The sequence below is a fragment of the Paenibacillus sp. FSL K6-4396 genome (assembly GCF_038002525.1).
GTDB classification, from domain to species: Bacteria; Bacillota; Bacilli; order Paenibacillales; family Paenibacillaceae; genus Paenibacillus; species Paenibacillus amylolyticus_B.
Map to the genome: position 1 here is coordinate 264468 of NZ_JBBOCR010000001.1, position 17727 is coordinate 282194.

13 protein-coding genes and 1 riboswitch are annotated in these 17727 nt (G+C 49.0%); of the genes, 10 read left to right on the forward strand and 3 right to left on the reverse strand.

The features are described 5' to 3' along the window. Window positions 1-72: 72 nt before the first annotated feature. Entirely contained in the window at window positions 73-927 is an 855-nt protein-coding gene (locus tag MHB85_RS01230) for a hypothetical protein (RefSeq protein ID WP_341072253.1), read from the reverse strand. A gap of 222 nt (window positions 928-1149) precedes the next feature. On the opposite strand from MHB85_RS01230, the gene ytxJ reads away from it, so the two are divergent. From ytxJ to MHB85_RS01270, 9 genes are all read left to right on the forward strand, one after another. Beyond that, window positions 1150-1689, forward strand: coding sequence for a bacillithiol system redox-active protein YtxJ (ytxJ, locus tag MHB85_RS01235; RefSeq protein WP_341072254.1), 540 nt, complete (start codon window positions 1150-1152; stop codon window positions 1687-1689). 78 nt (window positions 1690-1767) lie between these two features. Beyond that, a complete protein-coding gene (locus MHB85_RS01240) occupies window positions 1768-1950 on the forward strand; it encodes a hypothetical protein (protein ID WP_192136172.1) in 183 nt (60 codons plus the stop codon). A 35-nt stretch (window positions 1951-1985) separates the two neighbouring features. Beyond that, window positions 1986-2048, forward strand: a complete 63-nt coding sequence (locus MHB85_RS31175; protein WP_353884092.1) for a potassium-transporting ATPase subunit F — start codon at window positions 1986-1988, stop codon at window positions 2046-2048. Between the two features lie 58 nt (window positions 2049-2106). After that, window positions 2107-3786, forward strand: coding sequence for a potassium-transporting ATPase subunit KdpA (kdpA, locus tag MHB85_RS01245; protein WP_197997952.1), 1680 nt, complete (start codon window positions 2107-2109; stop codon window positions 3784-3786). Window positions 3787-3994: 208 nt separating this feature from the next. Continuing rightward, the gene (kdpB, locus tag MHB85_RS01250) at window positions 3995-5995 is read left to right on the forward strand and encodes a potassium-transporting ATPase subunit KdpB (protein ID WP_213016944.1); all 2001 of its coding nucleotides are present in this window, start codon (window positions 3995-3997) and stop codon (window positions 5993-5995) included. 99 nt (window positions 5996-6094) lie between these two features. After that, window positions 6095-6655 carry a potassium-transporting ATPase subunit KdpC gene (gene kdpC, locus MHB85_RS01255; protein WP_192136166.1) on the forward strand — a complete coding sequence of 187 codons (561 nt, stop codon included), beginning with the start codon at window positions 6095-6097 and terminating at the stop codon, window positions 6653-6655. A gap of 100 nt (window positions 6656-6755) precedes the next feature. Beyond that, on the forward strand, window positions 6756-9095 hold the full coding sequence (locus tag MHB85_RS01260; RefSeq protein WP_091012126.1) for a histidine kinase: 2340 nt from the start codon (window positions 6756-6758) through the stop codon (window positions 9093-9095). 5 nt (window positions 9096-9100) lie between these two features. Next, a complete protein-coding gene (locus MHB85_RS01265; protein WP_192136164.1) occupies window positions 9101-10696 on the forward strand; it encodes an ATP-binding protein in 1596 nt (531 codons plus the stop codon). A gap of 1 nt (window position 10697) precedes the next feature. Continuing rightward, entirely contained in the window at window positions 10698-11399 is a 702-nt protein-coding gene (locus MHB85_RS01270) for a response regulator (RefSeq protein WP_192136162.1), read from the forward strand. Between the two features lie 117 nt (window positions 11400-11516). On the opposite strand, the gene MHB85_RS01275 is transcribed toward MHB85_RS01270, so the two are convergent. Further along, window positions 11517-12818, reverse strand: a complete 1302-nt coding sequence (locus MHB85_RS01275; RefSeq protein WP_192136160.1) for an alpha-glucosidase/alpha-galactosidase — start codon at window positions 12816-12818, stop codon at window positions 11517-11519. A gap of 204 nt (window positions 12819-13022) precedes the next feature. Here MHB85_RS01275 and MHB85_RS01280 point away from each other — a divergent pair, with 204 nt between their 5' ends. Continuing rightward, window positions 13023-13850 carry an AraC family transcriptional regulator gene (locus MHB85_RS01280; RefSeq protein WP_192136158.1) on the forward strand — a complete coding sequence of 276 codons (828 nt, stop codon included), beginning with the start codon at window positions 13023-13025 and terminating at the stop codon, window positions 13848-13850. Between the two features lie 77 nt (window positions 13851-13927). Further along, a riboswitch (cobalamin riboswitch) is annotated at window positions 13928-14116 on the forward strand. A gap of 491 nt (window positions 14117-14607) precedes the next feature. On the opposite strand, the gene MHB85_RS01285 is transcribed toward MHB85_RS01280, so the two are convergent. Next, window positions 14608-17547 (reverse strand): DUF5704 domain-containing protein, encoded by a 2940-nt coding sequence (locus tag MHB85_RS01285; protein ID WP_341072255.1) that lies wholly within the window; start codon window positions 17545-17547, stop codon window positions 14608-14610. Window positions 17548-17727: the final 180 nt, after the last annotated feature.

Sequence of the window (17727 nt, forward strand, 5' to 3'; positions counted from 1 at the left end):
AAACGGCAAAACCTCCGCGATCTGCTTTGAGCAGTTCTGGAGGTTTTTTGTTTTTCCCTATACGGCGTGGGATTACCCTTCCTTCTGAATCTTGGAAGGGTTGTTGATTTTATAAGGAACCGGGTTACGTGTCAGCTTCTTCTTGATAATTTTTGCTTCAAACGTGATAACGTCGCCCACTTCCAGTTCCTGTTTTTTAACGGTGGCACTGTGACTTGACCAGGCTTCCCCAACATCAATGACGTCTGGCTCCGTGATGGTAACTGCTTCATAGATGATGACTTCATCGTCATTGTCAGAGAAGTGATTCGGTACGGTGGTGAATTCTTTGACAACGGCACTCATCTTCACTTTACCTTCGGGCAGATCAATCTTAACGCTCTTGGCTTTGCTCGCTGTTTTGGCTTTAGGTTTGGCTTCACTGGCTGCCCCAGACTGAGGTCCAACATACGCTTCTACTAGTCCATCCGGATCACCCTTCAGCCCAGGGGAGAATTCATCTGTGTCCGTGTCGTCCGAATCATCCAGATCCGCCGGAATTTCATCCGGATTAACCAGGGCATCTGGAGTTGACGTAACATCAGCAGAGACTGGTGCGACTGTATCCGAAGTTGTCGATTCTGTGCTTCGATCTGACCCGGCATTACTTATGCTTCTGGCGCTGTAACTGGACGCTTGCATTTCCTTCAGATACGACGGGTGAATGCAATGTTTTTGTCCATTATCCAGTTGAATTACGGCTGCCATGTGATCGACATATCCAATGATGGTACACGGCATGTTTAATCCGTTTCCTTTATAATAGAACGTTTTGAGTTTGGTCGCTTTACCGGAAAGCAGGCCCCACTCCTGACATTTCTCAATCAGCTCATCTTCGTTATCCAGCGCAATAAAATCCTGTGGTTCAATCATAAATGCGTATGTCATATGGAATCTCCGCCCTTCCAATCCATTCTTCATGTTCATCGTTTCCAAATTACAACCAGTGTATCACAAATGAGCATTTTGCATAAATCGAAACGCTGAAATCTGTACTCGGAGATGAAGATTATCAACGCCTGCTCACAGAGGCCTATGCTATAATTTGATCAGAATGTAAGGTGAGAAGTTATAGCCTTGATATACATATTTCGTGAAGGGAAGATCTGTATGGATAAAAAGGTGAATCATCAAGCCGTATGGCTTGCCATAGGAACGGCTATGGGAGTCAGCATTGGTACGGCTACACAGCAGCTTGGACTCGGGATTGCTTTTGGCTTGGCGCTTGGCATTGTGATTGGTTCGGTGGTTAGCAAACGTGCGGGGTCAGACTCGGAACATATGCTCAGCGAACATGTCCGGGAATTGCACAAACCAGGTGACTGGGAAGAGGCAATCCAGCGTTCGCAGGATCATCCGGTGCTTATCCTGAAACACAGCACAACTTGTCCGACCAGTGCGAGAGCGTACAGAGAGTTTATGGCGTTTGTAGGCACCAATGCGTCAGATCCCAAACATCCCATGGATTACCGCATCGTCAAAGTGATTGAAAATCGCTCTTTGTCCCGCCATATTGCGGAAGAGACAGAGGTTCACCACGAGTCACCACAGGTAATTCTGCTCGATCAGGGGCAAGTTGTGAAACATACATCTCATGGCAAAATCACGAAAAAGAGATTATTGCAGTGGGCGCAGAATCCGTTTGGATAAATAGATACCCTTCATAGACCCGTCCTTTTCAGCCCATAGCTGAGGAGAGCGGGTCTTTTTTACGCTTTTTTTACACCTGTGAAGGCATTTCTTTACCCCTTTTTTACAGCGTTTCATATTACGATTTTACATGTAGCAGGTGCAGAGAACGGTAGAGAGAGGGAGGAAGGGCGCATGGTGAATGATGCCACGATGATTGGATTGGTTGTGCTGCTGTTTGCGGTGTTTTGGGGATTTGTGAAATTCTGCGAAAAGGCTTGAGGGTAGAGAGGGGGAGCGGAATGATTGCCATCGGCATGATTGTACTCGCACTGGTGATTTATCTCGGTTATGTGCTGGTGAAGCCAGAGAAATTCTGATGCTGACACTGTACGTAAAGCGGAACAAGGGAACGTTGAATAGGGAGGAAATGCGGATATGGGTATCGGTGTAGTGCAAGTAGCAGTGACGCTGCTGATCATCCTGCTGCTGGTGAAACCGGTGGGAAAATATATAGTGAACGTCTTCGATGGACAGCGAACGGGGCTGGATCGGGTTTTTGGCGGGCCGGAGCGACTGCTCTATCGCGTGATGGGGGTACGGGAGAATGAGTCCATGGGGTGGAAAAAGTACCTCACGGCCGTTCTCCTCTCCAACTTTGTAATGTTGGTATTAATGTTTCTGGTGCTGCGACTGCAAAAATATTTACCGCTCAATCCGGATGGGATTGACAATATGCCAGCGGCGCAAGCATTTAATACGGCCGTTTCGTTCATGACCAATACGAACTGGCAGTCTTATACGGGCGAGAACGCCCTGTCGTACCTGTCACAGATGCTGGCCGTGACATTCCCGATGTTCACGTCGGCAGCAACGGGATTCGCGGTAGCCATTGCGTTCATTCGCGGACTGGTAGGACGCCGGGATGAACTGGGGAACTTTTACGTCGACCTTGTACGGTCGATTACACGTATTTTTTTACCGCTGAGCTTCATCGTGGCCTTGTTCCTCGTGTTCCAGGGGGTTCCACAGACGCTCGCTGGAGCGGTTAACGCAACCACGCTGGAAGGTGCGCAGCAGACCATATCACGTGGACTGGTCGCCTCACTGGAGTCAATCAAACATATTGGCACCAACGGTGGTGGCTGGTTTGGAACCAATGCTGCACATCCATTCGAGAATCCGACGGCCCTGAGCAATCTGGTGCATATCGTCTGCATGATGCTGCTGCCAACGGCACTGGTATACGCCTTCGGCTTGATGGTCAATAACCGGAAGCAGGGTTGGGCATTGTTCGCGGCGATGAGTTTTCTTTTCATTGTGATGTTGACCACGGTATTTGTCTCCGAATATCGCGGTGTACCTGCGCTGGATGCAGCAGGTCTTCAAGGCAATATGGAAGGGAAAGAGGTCAGGTTCGGCATACCCGAGTCTGCTTTATTCACAGCAGTCACGACGGCAGCCACAACAGGTTCAGTCAACAATATGCACGAGTCGCTCACTCCACTTGGAGGCATGGTATCACTGGCCCAGATGATGCTCAACAACGTGTTTGGCGGCAAAGGGGTAGGGCTGATCAACGGACTGTTGTATGTGATTCTGGCTGTGTTTATCTGTGGATTGATGGTGGGACGTACACCTGAGTTCCTGGGCAAAAAAATCGAGGGCAAAGAAGTGAAGCTCGCATCCATCGCCTTGCTCATTCATCCTTTGATTATTCTTGCGCCAACGGCACTCGCACTTATGCGGCCTGAAGCTGTTGCGTCCATCTCGAACGGGGGCATGCATGGCCTGACCGAAGTTCTCTATGCTTTTGCCTCGGGTGCAGCCAATAATGGATCGGCCTTTGCCGGACTGAATGCCAATACAGACTTTTACAACATCACGATTGGTATCGTTATGCTGCTCGGAAGGTACGTTTCCATGATCGCCATGCTGGCTATCGCGGGTTCACTTGCTACGAAACGGGTTGTACCTGTAACCACAGGCACATTGCGGACACACACGCCTCTCTTTGCTGGCATTCTGGTCATGATGATTGTTGTTGTCGGCGCACTCACATTTTTCCCTTCACTTGCCCTTGGACCGATCGCAGAACACTTGGCAATGATTCAATGAGGGATACGACAGGGACTCTACAGAGAAATTGGTGTATCGACGTAACGTATGGAGGTGGCAGTGCACGATGAATGCAGTCGAACGAAAGAAGGAGCAGACGATGCAACACATGGATACAGAAATGTTTAGAACGAAGGGCAATGAGCCGGATAACAATCACGGTCATATTCAACGTGATCCCGGATCGAAACGGTCGTTAAGCAAGGATATGATACTTCAGGCTTCACTGGATGCGTTCAAGAAGCTTAATCCAGTGGTCATGATCAAAAATCCGGTTATGTTTATTGTCGAGGTGGGTACATTCATTACGCTCTTGTTATGCATTAATCCCGATCTGTTCACCGCATCCGAGGCTGGGCGCGGGTACAATATCGCCGTATTTTTCATTTTGCTGTTCACGCTGCTGTTCGCTAACTTCGCGGAGGCACTTGCAGAAGGAAGAGGTAAGGCGCAGGCGGATACGTTACGCAAGACGAAGTCGGACACCATGGCCAATCTGGTACAGAAGGATGGAACCATCCGACACGTGTCTTCGACCCAATTGAAAAAAGGCGATATGGTCCGTGTGGAATCTGGTGAACTAATCCCGACGGACGGTGAGATTATAGAAGGCTTGGCCTCCATTGATGAATCGGCCATTACGGGAGAATCTGCCCCGGTTATCAAGGAAGCGGGAGGCGATTTTTCATCGGTTACCGGAGGTACCCGCGTCGTGTCTGATTACATCGTCATGCGTGTACAGACCGATCCGGGCGAGTCATTCCTTGATCGGATGATCTCTCTGGTTGAGGGCGCACAGCGCCAGAAAACACCCAATGAAATCGCGCTGACAACCCTGCTCGCCGTATTAACGCTGATCTTCCTGATCGTCATACTCACGATGGTTCCGATGGCGAATTACCTGGGTATTCGACTGGATCTAGCGACCCTGATCGCACTGCTCGTCTGCCTGATCCCAACCACCATTGGTGGATTACTGTCTGCCATTGGTATTGCCGGGATGGACCGTGTTACGCAGTTCAATGTGCTCGCCATGTCAGGTAAAGCGGTGGAAGCAGCCGGGGATATCGACACGTTGATTCTGGACAAAACAGGAACGATCACATACGGAAACCGCATGGCATCTGAGTTTATTCCCGTTCAGGGTATTACTTCGTCAGAGATGACGCAAGCTGCTTTACAGGCTTCTGTGCGAGATGAGACCCCGGAAGGACGTTCTGTTGTAGAACTGGCAGGCAGACAAGGCCAGAGCTGGCCGGAGACGGAATATGCACATGCGGAAAATGTGGAATTCACGGCAGAGACCCGGATGTCCGGTCTCAATCTGAGTAGCGGAATGAAGATCCGCAAAGGTGCGGTGGATGCGATCAAAAGATATATCACTTCCGAAGGAGGCCGTATACCGGAAGATCTGGATGAGATCGCAAATCGAATTGCAAAGGCCGGAGGTACGCCGCTTGCTGTAGCCATCGATGAACGCATTTACGGTGTGATCTATCTGAAAGACACTGTGAAGCCAGGGCTGAAAGAGAAGTTTGCTGAGATGCGCGCTATGGGCATCAAGACCATTATGTGTACAGGCGACAATCCGTTAACCGCAGCGACTATCGCGCTGGAAGCGGGCGTGGATGATTTTATTGCCGAAGCGAAGCCCGAGGATAAGATTGCGGCGATCAAAAAAGAGCAGCAGGAGGGCAAACTCGTCGCCATGACGGGCGACGGTACCAACGATGCTCCTGCTCTGGCCCAGGCTGATGTGGGCCTGGCAATGAATTCGGGCACCATGGCGGCCAAGGAAGCGGCCAATATGATTGACTTGGATTCCGATCCGACCAAGCTATTGTCGGTCGTCTCCATTGGCAAGCAGCTGCTGATTACACGCGGTGCGCTTACAACCTTTTCGATATCCAATGATATCGCGAAATATTTTGCCATCATCCCAGCCATGTTTATTCTCGCCATGCCGCAGCTTCAGGCGCTAAATATTATGAATCTGGCTTCACCGCAGTCTGCGATCCTGTCGGCGCTCATCTTCAACGCCATTATTATTCCGCTACTCATTCCTATCGCAATGAAAGGGGTCAAGTATCGGGCGATGTCAGCCGAACGACTGCTTGGTCGCAATGTGTTCATCTATGGCGTAGGTGGTGTGATTGTACCTTTTATCGGCATTAAGCTCATTGATATGGTTCTGTCAGGGATTCTATGAGAAAACGATGTGATCTCGAAATCTTGAACTAAAGCGTGATAGACTGCAACGTTTATCAAAATTGTCCTTTTATCCTAATGAACTCAGGAAGTGATCTGTATGAACATGTTCTTACCCGCTGTACGGCTGTCCGTCGTGCTTATGCTGATCTGCGGTCTAATCTACCCGCTTGTAACGACTGGCGTAGCCCAACTTCTCTTCCCTGCGCAGGCGAATGGCAGTCTGATTAACCAAAATGAGAAAATTATTGGCTCGTCACTGCTGGCGCAGGAAATCCAATCGCCGGGGCTGTTCCAGCCCCGGGCATCAAATGCCGGTTATGACCCAACGGCTTCAGCCGGTTCGAATCGTGCCGTAGCTTCGGATGAGTATATCAGTGAGATGAAGGAAAAGATTGCTCAGCTTAGGCAGGAAAACCCGGGATTGCAGCAGATCCCTGCTGATCTCGTGACGGGTTCAGGATCTGGACTTGACCCGGATCTCTCTCCCGAAGCCGCTGAGGCGCAGATCCCGCGCATCAGCGAAGCTACGGGACTTAGTGAACAGCAGCTTGTGCAACTTGTAAATGAGCATACGGAAGGTCGTCAAATGGGTATATTCGGGGAACCGCGTGTGAATGTAACGGCTCTGAATGTGGCGCTGACAACGGAACTGAATTAACGAATTAACATATTAGCCTGCTCACGACATATCGCGAGGGGCTTTCTCCATTTTTTCATTATATTTTTTATTTTTTAGAGGAAAGGGGGGAGAGGGACGGATGGAAGACAGTTTCAAACGCAAGTCTCCAGAAGAGATGCTGAAGATGATTACGAAGCTACAGCAGGGTACGCTCAAAATCTACATCGGCCCCGTCAGCGGATCGGGCAAAACGTATCACATGTTACGAGAAGGGAATACGTTGCGCGAGCAGGGCATTGATGTAGTCATCTGCGCCGTCTCCACAATGCGCAGACCGGAAACGGTGGAACAGCTTGGCGCACTCGAACGGATTCCAAGCATTCACTGGTTACGCCAGAGTGATGATGTAGAGATGAAGGATCTGAACTTGGATGCACTGCTGGAGCGTAATCCGGAGGTTGTGCTGGTGGATGGTTTGGCACATCGCAACAGAGATGGCGCTCGATATGCTACCAGGCTGGAGGACATTCAGTTCTTGCTCCGAAACAACATCAGTGTCATGACAACGGTGAATGTGTATGAGCTGGAAGGTTATACCGAGCTGGCACGACAACTTACAGGGATCGTAGCAGAACATACGGTACCCGCGGATACACTGGAACTTGCGGATGAAGTCAAGCTGATTGACGTCACGCCGGAAACGATACTGAGCCGTCTTGCAGAAGGTCATCTGAAGGGGCATGAGGGAGTAGCTGTATTTCGTCAAGGCAATCTGGGTATTCTGCGCGAACTGGCCCTGAGATTGGTTGCAGAAGGGGTCAATGAATCTCTGCGCGAGCATCGAGAGGAGATGGGAATTACCGTCACAACAGGCATCCTGGAACGGATTCTGGTGTCCACGCAATATCATTGGAACGGCTCGATCTATATCCGGCGCGGACAACAGATTGCCAAACGGCTGAATGGTGATCTGTCCGCGGTGGTTTTTCGGAATATGAAGCAGCCATTAACCAAGGAGGCAACCGTATTTCGGCGCAATATGATCAAACTGTTGGAGAAGTTTGGCGGCCATATGGAGGAACTGTCAATATTACACCGTCGTAACATCCCGTCTATGCTGGCGCGTTACGCCATGGAGCACCAGATTACCCGGATTGTGATGGGACACTCCCGGCGTACGCGCTGGCAGGAACTGTGGCAAGGGTCCGTTGTTAACTCACTGCTACGCAGATTACGTGGTGTGGATCTGTTTCTGGTTGCTGATCGAGCGGCCCGGGAGGGTGAACGTGTGGTCCCGGCCAAAGTAAACGAAGTGGAGTCACTGACATATCGCAGACTAAGTGAGCAGGAAATGAAGGAACAGATTGGCCAGATTCAGCGCGGCACATTCAAAATATATATTGGAGCCGCACCAGGTGTAGGCAAAACCTACATGATGCTGCGGGAAGGCAATGATTTGCTCCGTAAGGGCATCGATGTGCAAATCGGTTTGCTGGAGACACATGGACGGGCAGAAACCGTGGAGCAGATGGGTCATTTATCTGTAATCCCCCGCGTGCAGCGATTCTATCAGGAGACTCGACTGGAAGAGATGGACACGGAGGGGATTCTGCGTCTTTGCCCGGAAGTGGTGCTTGTGGATGAACTGGCGCATACGAATGTGCCCGGAAGTGTCCGGCAAAAGCGTTATGAAGATGTCCTTATCCTGCTGAATGCAGGCATCTCGGTCATTACCACAATGAATGTACAGCATCTCGAAAGTCTGAATGATGCCGTTGAACATATTACCGGTGTTCGTGTCCGCGAGACCGTACCCGATCGGATCATTCAGATGGCGGATGAGGTGCAGCTGATTGATGTGGCGCCCCAGGCCTTGCGGCAGCGCATGAGGGAGGGTAAAATCTATGCAACTGCCAAGGTCGAGCAAGCTCTTGCAAATTTCTTCAAAATCGGTAATCTGATTGCCTTGCGTGAACTTGCCCTGCGCGAACTGGCGGACGACGTGGATGAACGGCTTGAAGCACAGCAGGCCAAAATCACACTTCGAGGACCTTGGCGCAGACAGGAAGCGGTCTTTGTATGTGTAAGCAGTGATCGTCATGCCGAGCGGCTTATCCGGCGTGGATTCCGCATGGCTTTTCGTCTAAAAGCCATCTGGCATGTACATCATATCCACATCGGCGAGTCCATGAGTGACGAAGTGAAGTGCCATCTGGAAGCGTTGGAACAGCTGACGATTCGGCTTGGTGGTCAATTTCATATTCATCACAGTCCAAGGCTGCGCGATGTACCTGAGATTTTGGCAAGAAAGGCATCGGAGGCGAGAGCAACCCAATTGGTGGTCGGGCAGGCAAGGCGGGTGTGGTGGCTGAATGGCTACCGCGGCTCAGGTTCGGTGGTCAACCGACTTGTACGCTTGTCGCGGCATCTGGATGTATTGATCGTTGCAGATTACGATGAGGAACGGAGCGGGATGTGAATAAGATGTTGTCTGAACGAATAAAAAGAGAAACACGGGCATCCCATGGAAAACGGGTTCCGGCATATGTATGGGTGACCCTCGGGGTGACACTGCTAACTTTGCTGCTTCATGTTATCGGCATGAGTGGTGATCTGGTTAATGTAGCGCTTGTATACCTGTTTCCCGTTCTGGTGAGTGCTGTGTATTGGGGAATGGGGCCGGCTGTATATGCCGCGAGTTTTAGTGTTATTATGTTTGACTTCTTTTTTGTACCGCCATATCTGAGCTTTACGGTTGAGGATTTGAGATATCTCATCTCCTTTGTCGTGTATCTTGCTGTGGCGATCCTGACAGCAAGTCTTGCAGGTCGGTTGCGACAACAACTGGAGATGGTAAAAGCACGCGAAGCCACAACTAACTCCCTGTACGCATTGAGTCGTCAGATGACAGCCATTACGGATCTGAATACGTTGCTGGTTAACATTGCAACCCAGGTTTCGCTCACCCTGGGTAAGCCCGCGGCTATGTATCTTCCGGATGGTCAGGGGGATCTACTGGTTACTAGCTCATCTTCACCCGCATCTGAAGCAGAAAAGGGTGGCTGGGGAGATGGAGAGTCGGAGATTGCCATTGCCAAATGGGTATATCATCACGGACAGATCGCTGGTAAAGGATCATCTACTCTGCGGGAATCTCCCGGACTTTACGTGCCGCTACGCACAGAGGAGCAGATTCATGGCGTGCTCGCTGTGAGCATGGACGCTGATGAGGTTCATGAGCAGCAAGAACAGCTTCGTCTGTTGGAGGCATGCGGAGGACTGGCCGCAGGTGCCATTGCCCGAGTGAAACTGGCTGAAGAGGCCCGATTGGCGCAGATCACTGCCGAATCGGAGCGCATACGCACAGCGCTGCTGGACTCTGTCTCCCATGAATTGCGTACGCCCCTAACCGCCATTATCGGCTCGGCTACGGGATTGTTGGAGAATGATATTCTTTTTACACCCGAGGATCGGAGAGAATTAACAGTCAACATTCGGGATGGAGCCTTGCGCATGAATCGTCTCGTCACGAATCTGCTGGGTATGGTTCGGCTGGAGAGCGGCATGTTGCAACTGAATCGGAAATGGTGTGACGTGGGGGACATGATCAGCGTTGTACTGACACAGGTTCGGGAATTCAGTCCGCATCGTAACATTCAAGTTGAACTGCCTGATGATCCGGCCTTCATTAACGGAGATGAAGTATTGCTGGAGCAGGTACTGGTCAATATCGTCAGCAACGCCATCAAATATTCGCCTGATGAGAGCCAGATTGTCATCACTGTGACGAGTAATAAGAGTCCAAGTCAATTAACGATCTGGGTAGCGGATCAAGGTGTCGGTATACCGGAAGCGGAAAGAATACGTATATTTGATAAGTTCTATCGCTCAGAGTCTACTCAGCATGTCACAGGAACAGGGCTTGGTCTGGCGATCTGCAAAGGCATTGTGGAAGTCCACGGAGGTACCATTGTGGCAGAGCCGAATCTGGGCGGAGGAACGAGAATGCGCATAGAACTCCCCATGGAGGCTCACGAATCGCGGTTTCCCTATTCAGAACAAGGAGAGGTTGAAGAATAACATGAACGCACCACTAGGGGCTCGTATACTGGTGATCGATGATGAACCGCAGATTCGCAAATTGCTCAAGGTCACTCTTCAGGCACATCAATTCGAACTCCACGAGTGTGGGGAGGGCGAAGAGGGTGTTATTCAAGCCAGTATTGTACATCCGGATCTGATCATCCTTGATCTTGGTTTGCCAGGCATGTCTGGCATGGAGGTACTTCACCGGATTCGAGAATGGTCACAAGTGCCGATTATTGTGCTGACAGCGAAGGATCAGGAGGGAGACAAAATTGCCGCGTTGGATGGTGGTGCAGATGATTATGTGACCAAACCATTCGGTATGGGTGAGTTGGTCGCCCGTATTCGGGTTGCGTTACGTCATGTAGCCAAAACGACGGATGAGCCGATACTGCGCTTCGGATCACTCACGATTGATCTGGCCCAAAGGCAAGTCGAACTGGAGGGTACTTTGGTCAAATTAACCCCGACGGAATATGAGATGCTGAAGGTGCTTGCCTCCAATGCAGGGAAAATCATCACCCAGCGCCAGCTATTGCAGCAAGTATGGGGAGGGCATCATCATGAGTCTGATAGCCATTATCTTCGGGTATATGTGGGACATCTGCGTAAAAAATTAAATGAAGATCCAACGAATCCGCGATATATTCAGACGGAGCCTGGCATTGGTTATCGCTTTTTGCTCCCTGCCGAATAAGGTTTAAGGGAGCAAGACATTTCTTAACTATGATGTGATTCACCATTCAGCGGGTGAGCACTATGGAACGAACAAAGCACCGTCCCCTTTAACAGCAAAGGAAACGGTGCTTTTGTATTATGACGTGTATTTTGGCAACCAGTCGCCGTGAGCCTCAATCAACTCATCACACATCGCTACGATGTCATCGATAGACAGCTCGGCAGCCGTGTGTGGATCAAGCATTGCCGCGTGATAGATATGTTCTTTTTTGCCCGTGATTGCCGCTTCAATTGTCAGCAGTTGCGTGTTGATGTTTGTCCGGTTCAATGCCGCGAGTTGTGGAGGCAGATCCCCAATGTACGTAGGGCTGATCCCTGATCCATCGACCATACAAGGTACCTCGACACATGCCTCACGCGGCAGGTTCGTAATCAGTCCGTTGTTCATGACGTTGCCGCCAATCTTGTAAGGGGTATTCGTCTCCATCGCTTCAATAATATGCGATGCGTATTCACGGCTGCGGGTATGTTCAATATTTTCGCTGGCAAACAACTTGGTACGCATTTCTTTCCAGCCTTCAATCTGGTTCACACAGCGGCGTGGATACTCATCCAGTGGAATATTGAAGCGTTCAATCAGCTCCGGGTAATTCCGTTTGATGAAGTAAGGATGGTACTCGGCATTGTGCTCGGAGGATTCCGTTACATAATAGCCAAAACGCTGCATCAGCTCAAAACGAACCATGTCGTCATGCTGTTCCTTCTGTTTTTCCTTCGCCAGACGTTTAATCTCGGGGTACAGATCCTGCCCGTCTTTTGTAACTTCGAGCAGCCACGCCATGTGGTTGATCCCTGCAATCTTAGCCACGACACCTGTCTGATCGATCCCCAGTGCATCAAACAGATGTGGTACACATACCTGTACACTATGACACAATCCTACGGTTTTGATCCCACCATGTACGTTCATGACGTTGGTAAGCACAGCCATCGGGTTGGTGTAGTTCAGGAACCACGCATCCGGACATACTTCCTGCATATCTCGGGCGAAATCCAGCATAACAGGAATCGTACGCAGATTACGGAAAATTCCGCCGATGCCGAGTGTATCTGCAATGGTTTGACGCAATCCATATTTCTTCGGAATCTCGAAGTCTGTAATGGTACATGGATCATATCCACCGACTTGGATAGCGTTAATGACATATTTGGCCCCGCGCAGTGCTTCTTTTCGGTCATGATATACGTTCACGACGCAACGACTTCCGAGTGAACGTGCCAGACTGGTCAGCAAACGCTCGGAATCGTTCAAACGTTCAGCATCGATATCAAACAATGCCAGCTCAAAATCCTGCAGTGCTTCGGTCATCATGACATCACCCAATACGTTTTTGACAAAGACGGTGCTTCCCGCACCGAGAAACGTAATTTTGTTCATCTTAAGTTCAGCCTCCCTGAAAAATGTTGTACCCCAACTATAGGCCGATTCGGCACATATAACTATGGCTCAACCCCTCTCAAACATGGCATAATCCCATTTTTGTTTCCGTTTTCAACTAATAATGTTGTGCTTTAGCTGTTATAATTTAATTAGACATACAGATGGTGAACCTCGGAAGGAAACAAGGAGGGAGGGCATAAAATGAGAAAAATAGAGATGAATGTGGTTCCCGCAGGCTGGACACAGATGGAGCTGATGTTGTTGTTTTTTGGGTGGGAGGCATGTGACCCTGCGCATTATTGGGGACCGGGTGTACGTGATTCTTACATTGTGCACTACATCCATGAAGGACGGGGCACTGTGTACATGGGGGATCAGGAATACAAGCTTAGCGAGGGACAGGGTTTTATCATTTTCCCGGACACGCTTATTCATTATGAGGCAGATCCGCAGGAGCCCTGGACGTATTCGTGGTTTGGTTTTAAAGGCGTACAAGCCAAAGCATTCATGCAACGTGCCCAATTGAGCCCGGAGCGACCGGTGTATGATGCCCAGGATACAAATACGATGGGACAATTGTATACGGAGTTGGTCCAGGCTTCTACGCGTCCGGGAGGCGATGTGATGAATCAGAGTCTCTTGTACCGCTTGATGGCAGAACTAATCTCTTCTTCACCTGTGGAGGAAGAAATAGGGCAGCTCCTTTCGAACAAAGAAACGTACATCCGGCAGGCGGTGCAGTTTATGGAGAACAGGTACAGTCAGCGAACTTCCATTCTGGATATTGCCCAAGCTGTGGGGCTGGATCGCACGTATCTATCAGGATTGTTCAAAGAGCGATATGGCATGTCGCTACAGTCCTTTTTTCTGGAGTACCGTATGAATAGGGCAGCCGAACTTCTTCAGAATCCAGGGCTGTCGGTCAGTGAAGTGGCCCATTCTGTTGGTTATACGGACCCATTATTATTTTCCAAGATGTTTAAGCGTGTGACGGGCGTATCTCCGAAGGGGTCGAGAATTCGCGATTAGACGTACTTAGTGTTTCAAATTTGAAAGAAAATTTTTGATCATTAAACGTTGTCCCGCTATTCTGATACAGAAGTGTAATTGAATATGTGGAACTTGGTGCTTTGCCCGTCAGGGTGGAAAATTAATAGGGAAGTCCGGTGTAATACCGGCGCGGTCCCGCCACTGTAACAGAGGAGTCAGGTAGTGATAATCCACTGAAGCCGGGAAGGAGATGCAAGTGACGATGAGTCTGGAGCTAGGAGACCTGCCAGGTTTAACTAACACAGTAGTACCCTAAGGGAGATAGGAAGGTGTTTAGAGAGCATGATTTTTTCTACCCGTCTCCTGGAGAAAGTCTGTCAGGATAATACAATGTGCGGGTCTTCGTTATAGTCTAAGTAAGGTTATAAAAAGAGAATGATGCAAGAAGGGTTACCCCAGAAGTCCATAGATGACTTTCAGGATAACCCTTTTGTTGTTTAACAGGTATGTTGTGTGTAAGTTGGAACGTGATACAGCAATAGCTTCTGAATGCTTCATCTTATGTCGTTCAGTGCACCTATATCAATTCAGTACACCATAGTTTTGTGAAGGCTGCATAGTATTTTATCTGCCCTCATGTCTATTTCATCATATATTTATTGATTGCTTCATTGGGTGTTATCGCTATACAGACAGTTAGTCTTATTTTGGAGAGATACTCCGCATATAGACTCTTCTGTCCACATGTAGTTGGTTACATCTGCTTAGCCAGTCGTGCTGACATGAGAGATTCAAACTAGTGTGGTACTTGCGATTGGAAGTCGTTCCGGCTAGACTGATCAGCATGATAAAAGACAATGTCGCCATCCTTCAGCGGCCAGGTTCTGCCGTGACTGTCTGTTGGCGTTTTGTTGAAACCCTCCATCTGCCATTGATTCATCAGTGGTGCATGAATGTATTGCAGATGGGGCGCCTCTGTATTTCCATTCCGCAGGCTCTCCATGTTGAAGTTAACTACGATATAACCATTCTTTAGAAAAATCTTCGATTTCTCATCCAGCTGATTTTGTTGGGCAAGGGGTTCGAGATCCGTCCCTTTTGGTACGGCATATACATCGGCTGGCAAGCTGTACTCCCCGTACCAACGCTGGATTGCTGCATTGGCCCGGTCCACGTTGACCCCGGAAGGAATCTCCGTTTTGGGCCCGATGAGTGTCCGAATCGGAGCGGACAGGATCATCCAGTCATAACGACCTATCCATGTTTTTTGATGAGATGTCTGATCGACTAGTCGAACCATATGTTCTGCCAACGTACGCTGGCTGCGTTCTTCCGCTGTCAGTTCATAAGTATACTGATAACGCGCGGTATCGCCTAACTCTGTGCCGGGTACATTCCGAAGCCGCGAGTTCAGGACAACAAATCGTTTCTCCAGATCCTGTGCCGATCCGATGCGGATTAGGCGTTCCTGGCCTCGATGGTAGTACAGATCTACTTCTTTCCGGGAAGACCCGTCTTTACTCACAAAAGCAAAATTGGGTGTAATTCGAATACCATCCTGATTGCCAAACATATTGCCCTTGGTCTTCAGATCAAACTTGAAATGGTACCCTGTCTTCACAAGTGCGTTAGCAAATCCCTGTACCGGGTGGCTTCCCGGTCGAATGGGCAATACAAATGGAGCCAGGTTACCCCGAGGATCACCATCGATGCTATTGATTCCAGCCCAGTAGCTAAGGCCCGTTGGTTCGGGACTGCCCAGCCGCTTGCGAAATACATTTTCCCAGTTGTAATCAGAGATATCAGTGACGTGAAAATCATATAACCTTCCGATGACATCTACCGGTACGGTGTCTGCTGCAACATGATGTGCCAAATTGGTATTAGCATCCTTTTGCTCGGTAAAGTTTGCAGGTGCATTCTCTGCAATATTGCGGAATGTAATATGGTATTTTCCCTCGTCTACCCATACAGGAAGGTAGAATGTGGTATCCAGTTGATTGACCGGAATATCGACCCATGTCTTGGCAGGGATAAACTGACTCCGGTCTGCGTTGTAGACATCAAACGGGAATTGCACCTGTTTGATTCGAAAATATTTGGCATAGTCCCGATTCCCATATCCAGGATAACTTGCTGCGTCCAAGTGCTGTCCCGATGTGGGAATTCTCACAATGAACGGACGTTCCAGAATGAGTGCAGCGCTTGTTGGGTCCGGCACGGTTTTCTGATTATGCGGCTGATCATCCGATACCCAGGCGTAGTTGACGACAGGGGTATGTACGGTGACGGTGTTGATGCCGTTAATCGGTAATATTTTATTGGCGCCGCCATCCACGTTGCCTGGTAGCAAATCATAATAGATCTCACCAGAGCTTGTCGTGTTTGCTTTATTCAGCAGGGAATTGCTGATTATATTACCCGGTTTGTACAGCACATCGCGACTGATCGTCGTTGGATTAGGGATGTTGGATGGTGTTGGGCCATCTTTGGTTGCTTCTACATCATTCATAATGGTTGTGTTGTTGAATTTCACTAGATCATTATTCACTCTACTTTGAGGTGTGTTGGATTCAGCCATCCCTTTTAACCGTGATGTATCATCAGGCACACTGGGAGGTTGGTTCAAACCACCTGTTAATTTGGGTGGAGTATATGAGATTGAAGTGGTTTGCCCTGGTCGTACATGGCTTTCTACGGATTCATCATGTTTAGACTCCAGTGTTGGTGGTGTGTATCCTGATGGATTCATCGTAACGGTCTCACCGGGCAAAGCGTAATTGTTCATGGTTGCTTTAGCGATCTTATATACTTCCAGGTTATTAATTTTCCAGTAGGAGTAGTCTCTTGTGATTTGGAAGTTGTATGGCTTGGGTACCGTGTCGTTCGCAGGTACAGGTGTCCCTGATGTACAGCCATCATCATCACATTCCTCTGGTCCAGGTACTGTCCACTCTCTGTCGTACGAGATTGTGACATTACAGTTGTATGTAACTTTACCGCTCATTTTCGCCCAGGCTTGTTTAAACAGGTAATTGTCAGCAAAGGTATTTGTGTAGAGTGACTCGGAAGTAGGGATCCCTTTTAACACATTGAATGTCTCATTATCTCTGTTATCTGACTTAATAACACCGTTGGCATTTGGATCGAGATCACTCATGTTCATGATGGTTCCAGCAGAAGGTGGTCCAACCGTTGGCGTGCAACCTCCACCGCCTCCGTTACCGTCCTCACCACCAGGACCCGGATTTTCTTCAACGCCAATGTTTGTTGTGGTAGTTAGCTCAAAATCATCCTTTTCCCACAGTACTTTGATGGTTGTGGTTCCTCTGCTGACGGCTTGGACCACTCCAGAGTTACTCACGGTTGCGACACCAGGATTGGATGATTCCCATGTTGTTGTACCACCGCTACCGGTGTTTACATTGGTTTCTGCACCAAAGTTTCCATCACCATTTTTCGTTTTGACCGTTGCGTTTAATTGTTTGGACTGGTTCAAGCTAAGTTGCCCGCCAGCGGTTAGGTTAATCTCTTTGGTTATTTCGGCAACGGCCCGCCAATATATATCGGTATTAAATACATAGTCGGCGGAATATTTAGGTGGATTATAGGGTCTGTGACCTAATGGTTCAATAGCACCTCCGATTTGAGTTGTGAATTTTACCGTATCACCGTCAAATGATTCCACACTAACCAAGATTGGTTTGCCTGGTAAGTAATATTGTGTGTTATCCATATACATGGGCTTTAACGAGATTGAAGTTAATTCACTTCTAGTATATCTCTGACCTGAACGATCAAAGTACTCAGAGGGTTTGTAGCTTGGTGCATCTAGTGTAAGATTTACGCAAACTAATGATGAGTTTGGTTTGTTGGTATCGGGATTATTGCTTAATGTTTGGCCGTTGCATTCTCC

Bases quoted from the DNA above. Each gene is read 5' to 3' on its own strand.
- MHB85_RS01230 (WP_341072253.1), bottom strand. From the start codon at position 927: ATGACATACGCATTTATGATTGAACCACAGGATTTTATTGCGCTGGAT.
- ytxJ (WP_341072254.1), top strand. From the start codon at position 1,150: ATGGATAAAAAGGTGAATCATCAAGCCGTATGGCTTGCCATAGGAACG.
- kdpA (WP_197997952.1), top strand. From the start codon at position 2,107: ATGGGTATCGGTGTAGTGCAAGTAGCAGTGACGCTGCTGATCATCCTG.
- kdpB (WP_213016944.1), top strand. From the start codon at position 3,995: ATGATACTTCAGGCTTCACTGGATGCGTTCAAGAAGCTTAATCCAGTG.
- kdpC (WP_192136166.1), top strand. From the start codon at position 6,095: ATGAACATGTTCTTACCCGCTGTACGGCTGTCCGTCGTGCTTATGCTG.
- MHB85_RS01260 (WP_091012126.1), top strand. From the start codon at position 6,756: ATGGAAGACAGTTTCAAACGCAAGTCTCCAGAAGAGATGCTGAAGATG.
- MHB85_RS01265 (WP_192136164.1), top strand. From the start codon at position 9,101: ATGTTGTCTGAACGAATAAAAAGAGAAACACGGGCATCCCATGGAAAA.
- MHB85_RS01270 (WP_192136162.1), top strand. From the start codon at position 10,698: ATGAACGCACCACTAGGGGCTCGTATACTGGTGATCGATGATGAACCG.
- MHB85_RS01275 (WP_192136160.1), bottom strand. From the start codon at position 12,818: ATGAACAAAATTACGTTTCTCGGTGCGGGAAGCACCGTCTTTGTCAAA.
- MHB85_RS01280 (WP_192136158.1), top strand. From the start codon at position 13,023: ATGAGAAAAATAGAGATGAATGTGGTTCCCGCAGGCTGGACACAGATG.
- MHB85_RS01285 (WP_341072255.1), bottom strand. From the start codon at position 17,547: ATGGATAACACACAATATTACTTACCAGGCAAACCAATCTTGGTTAGT.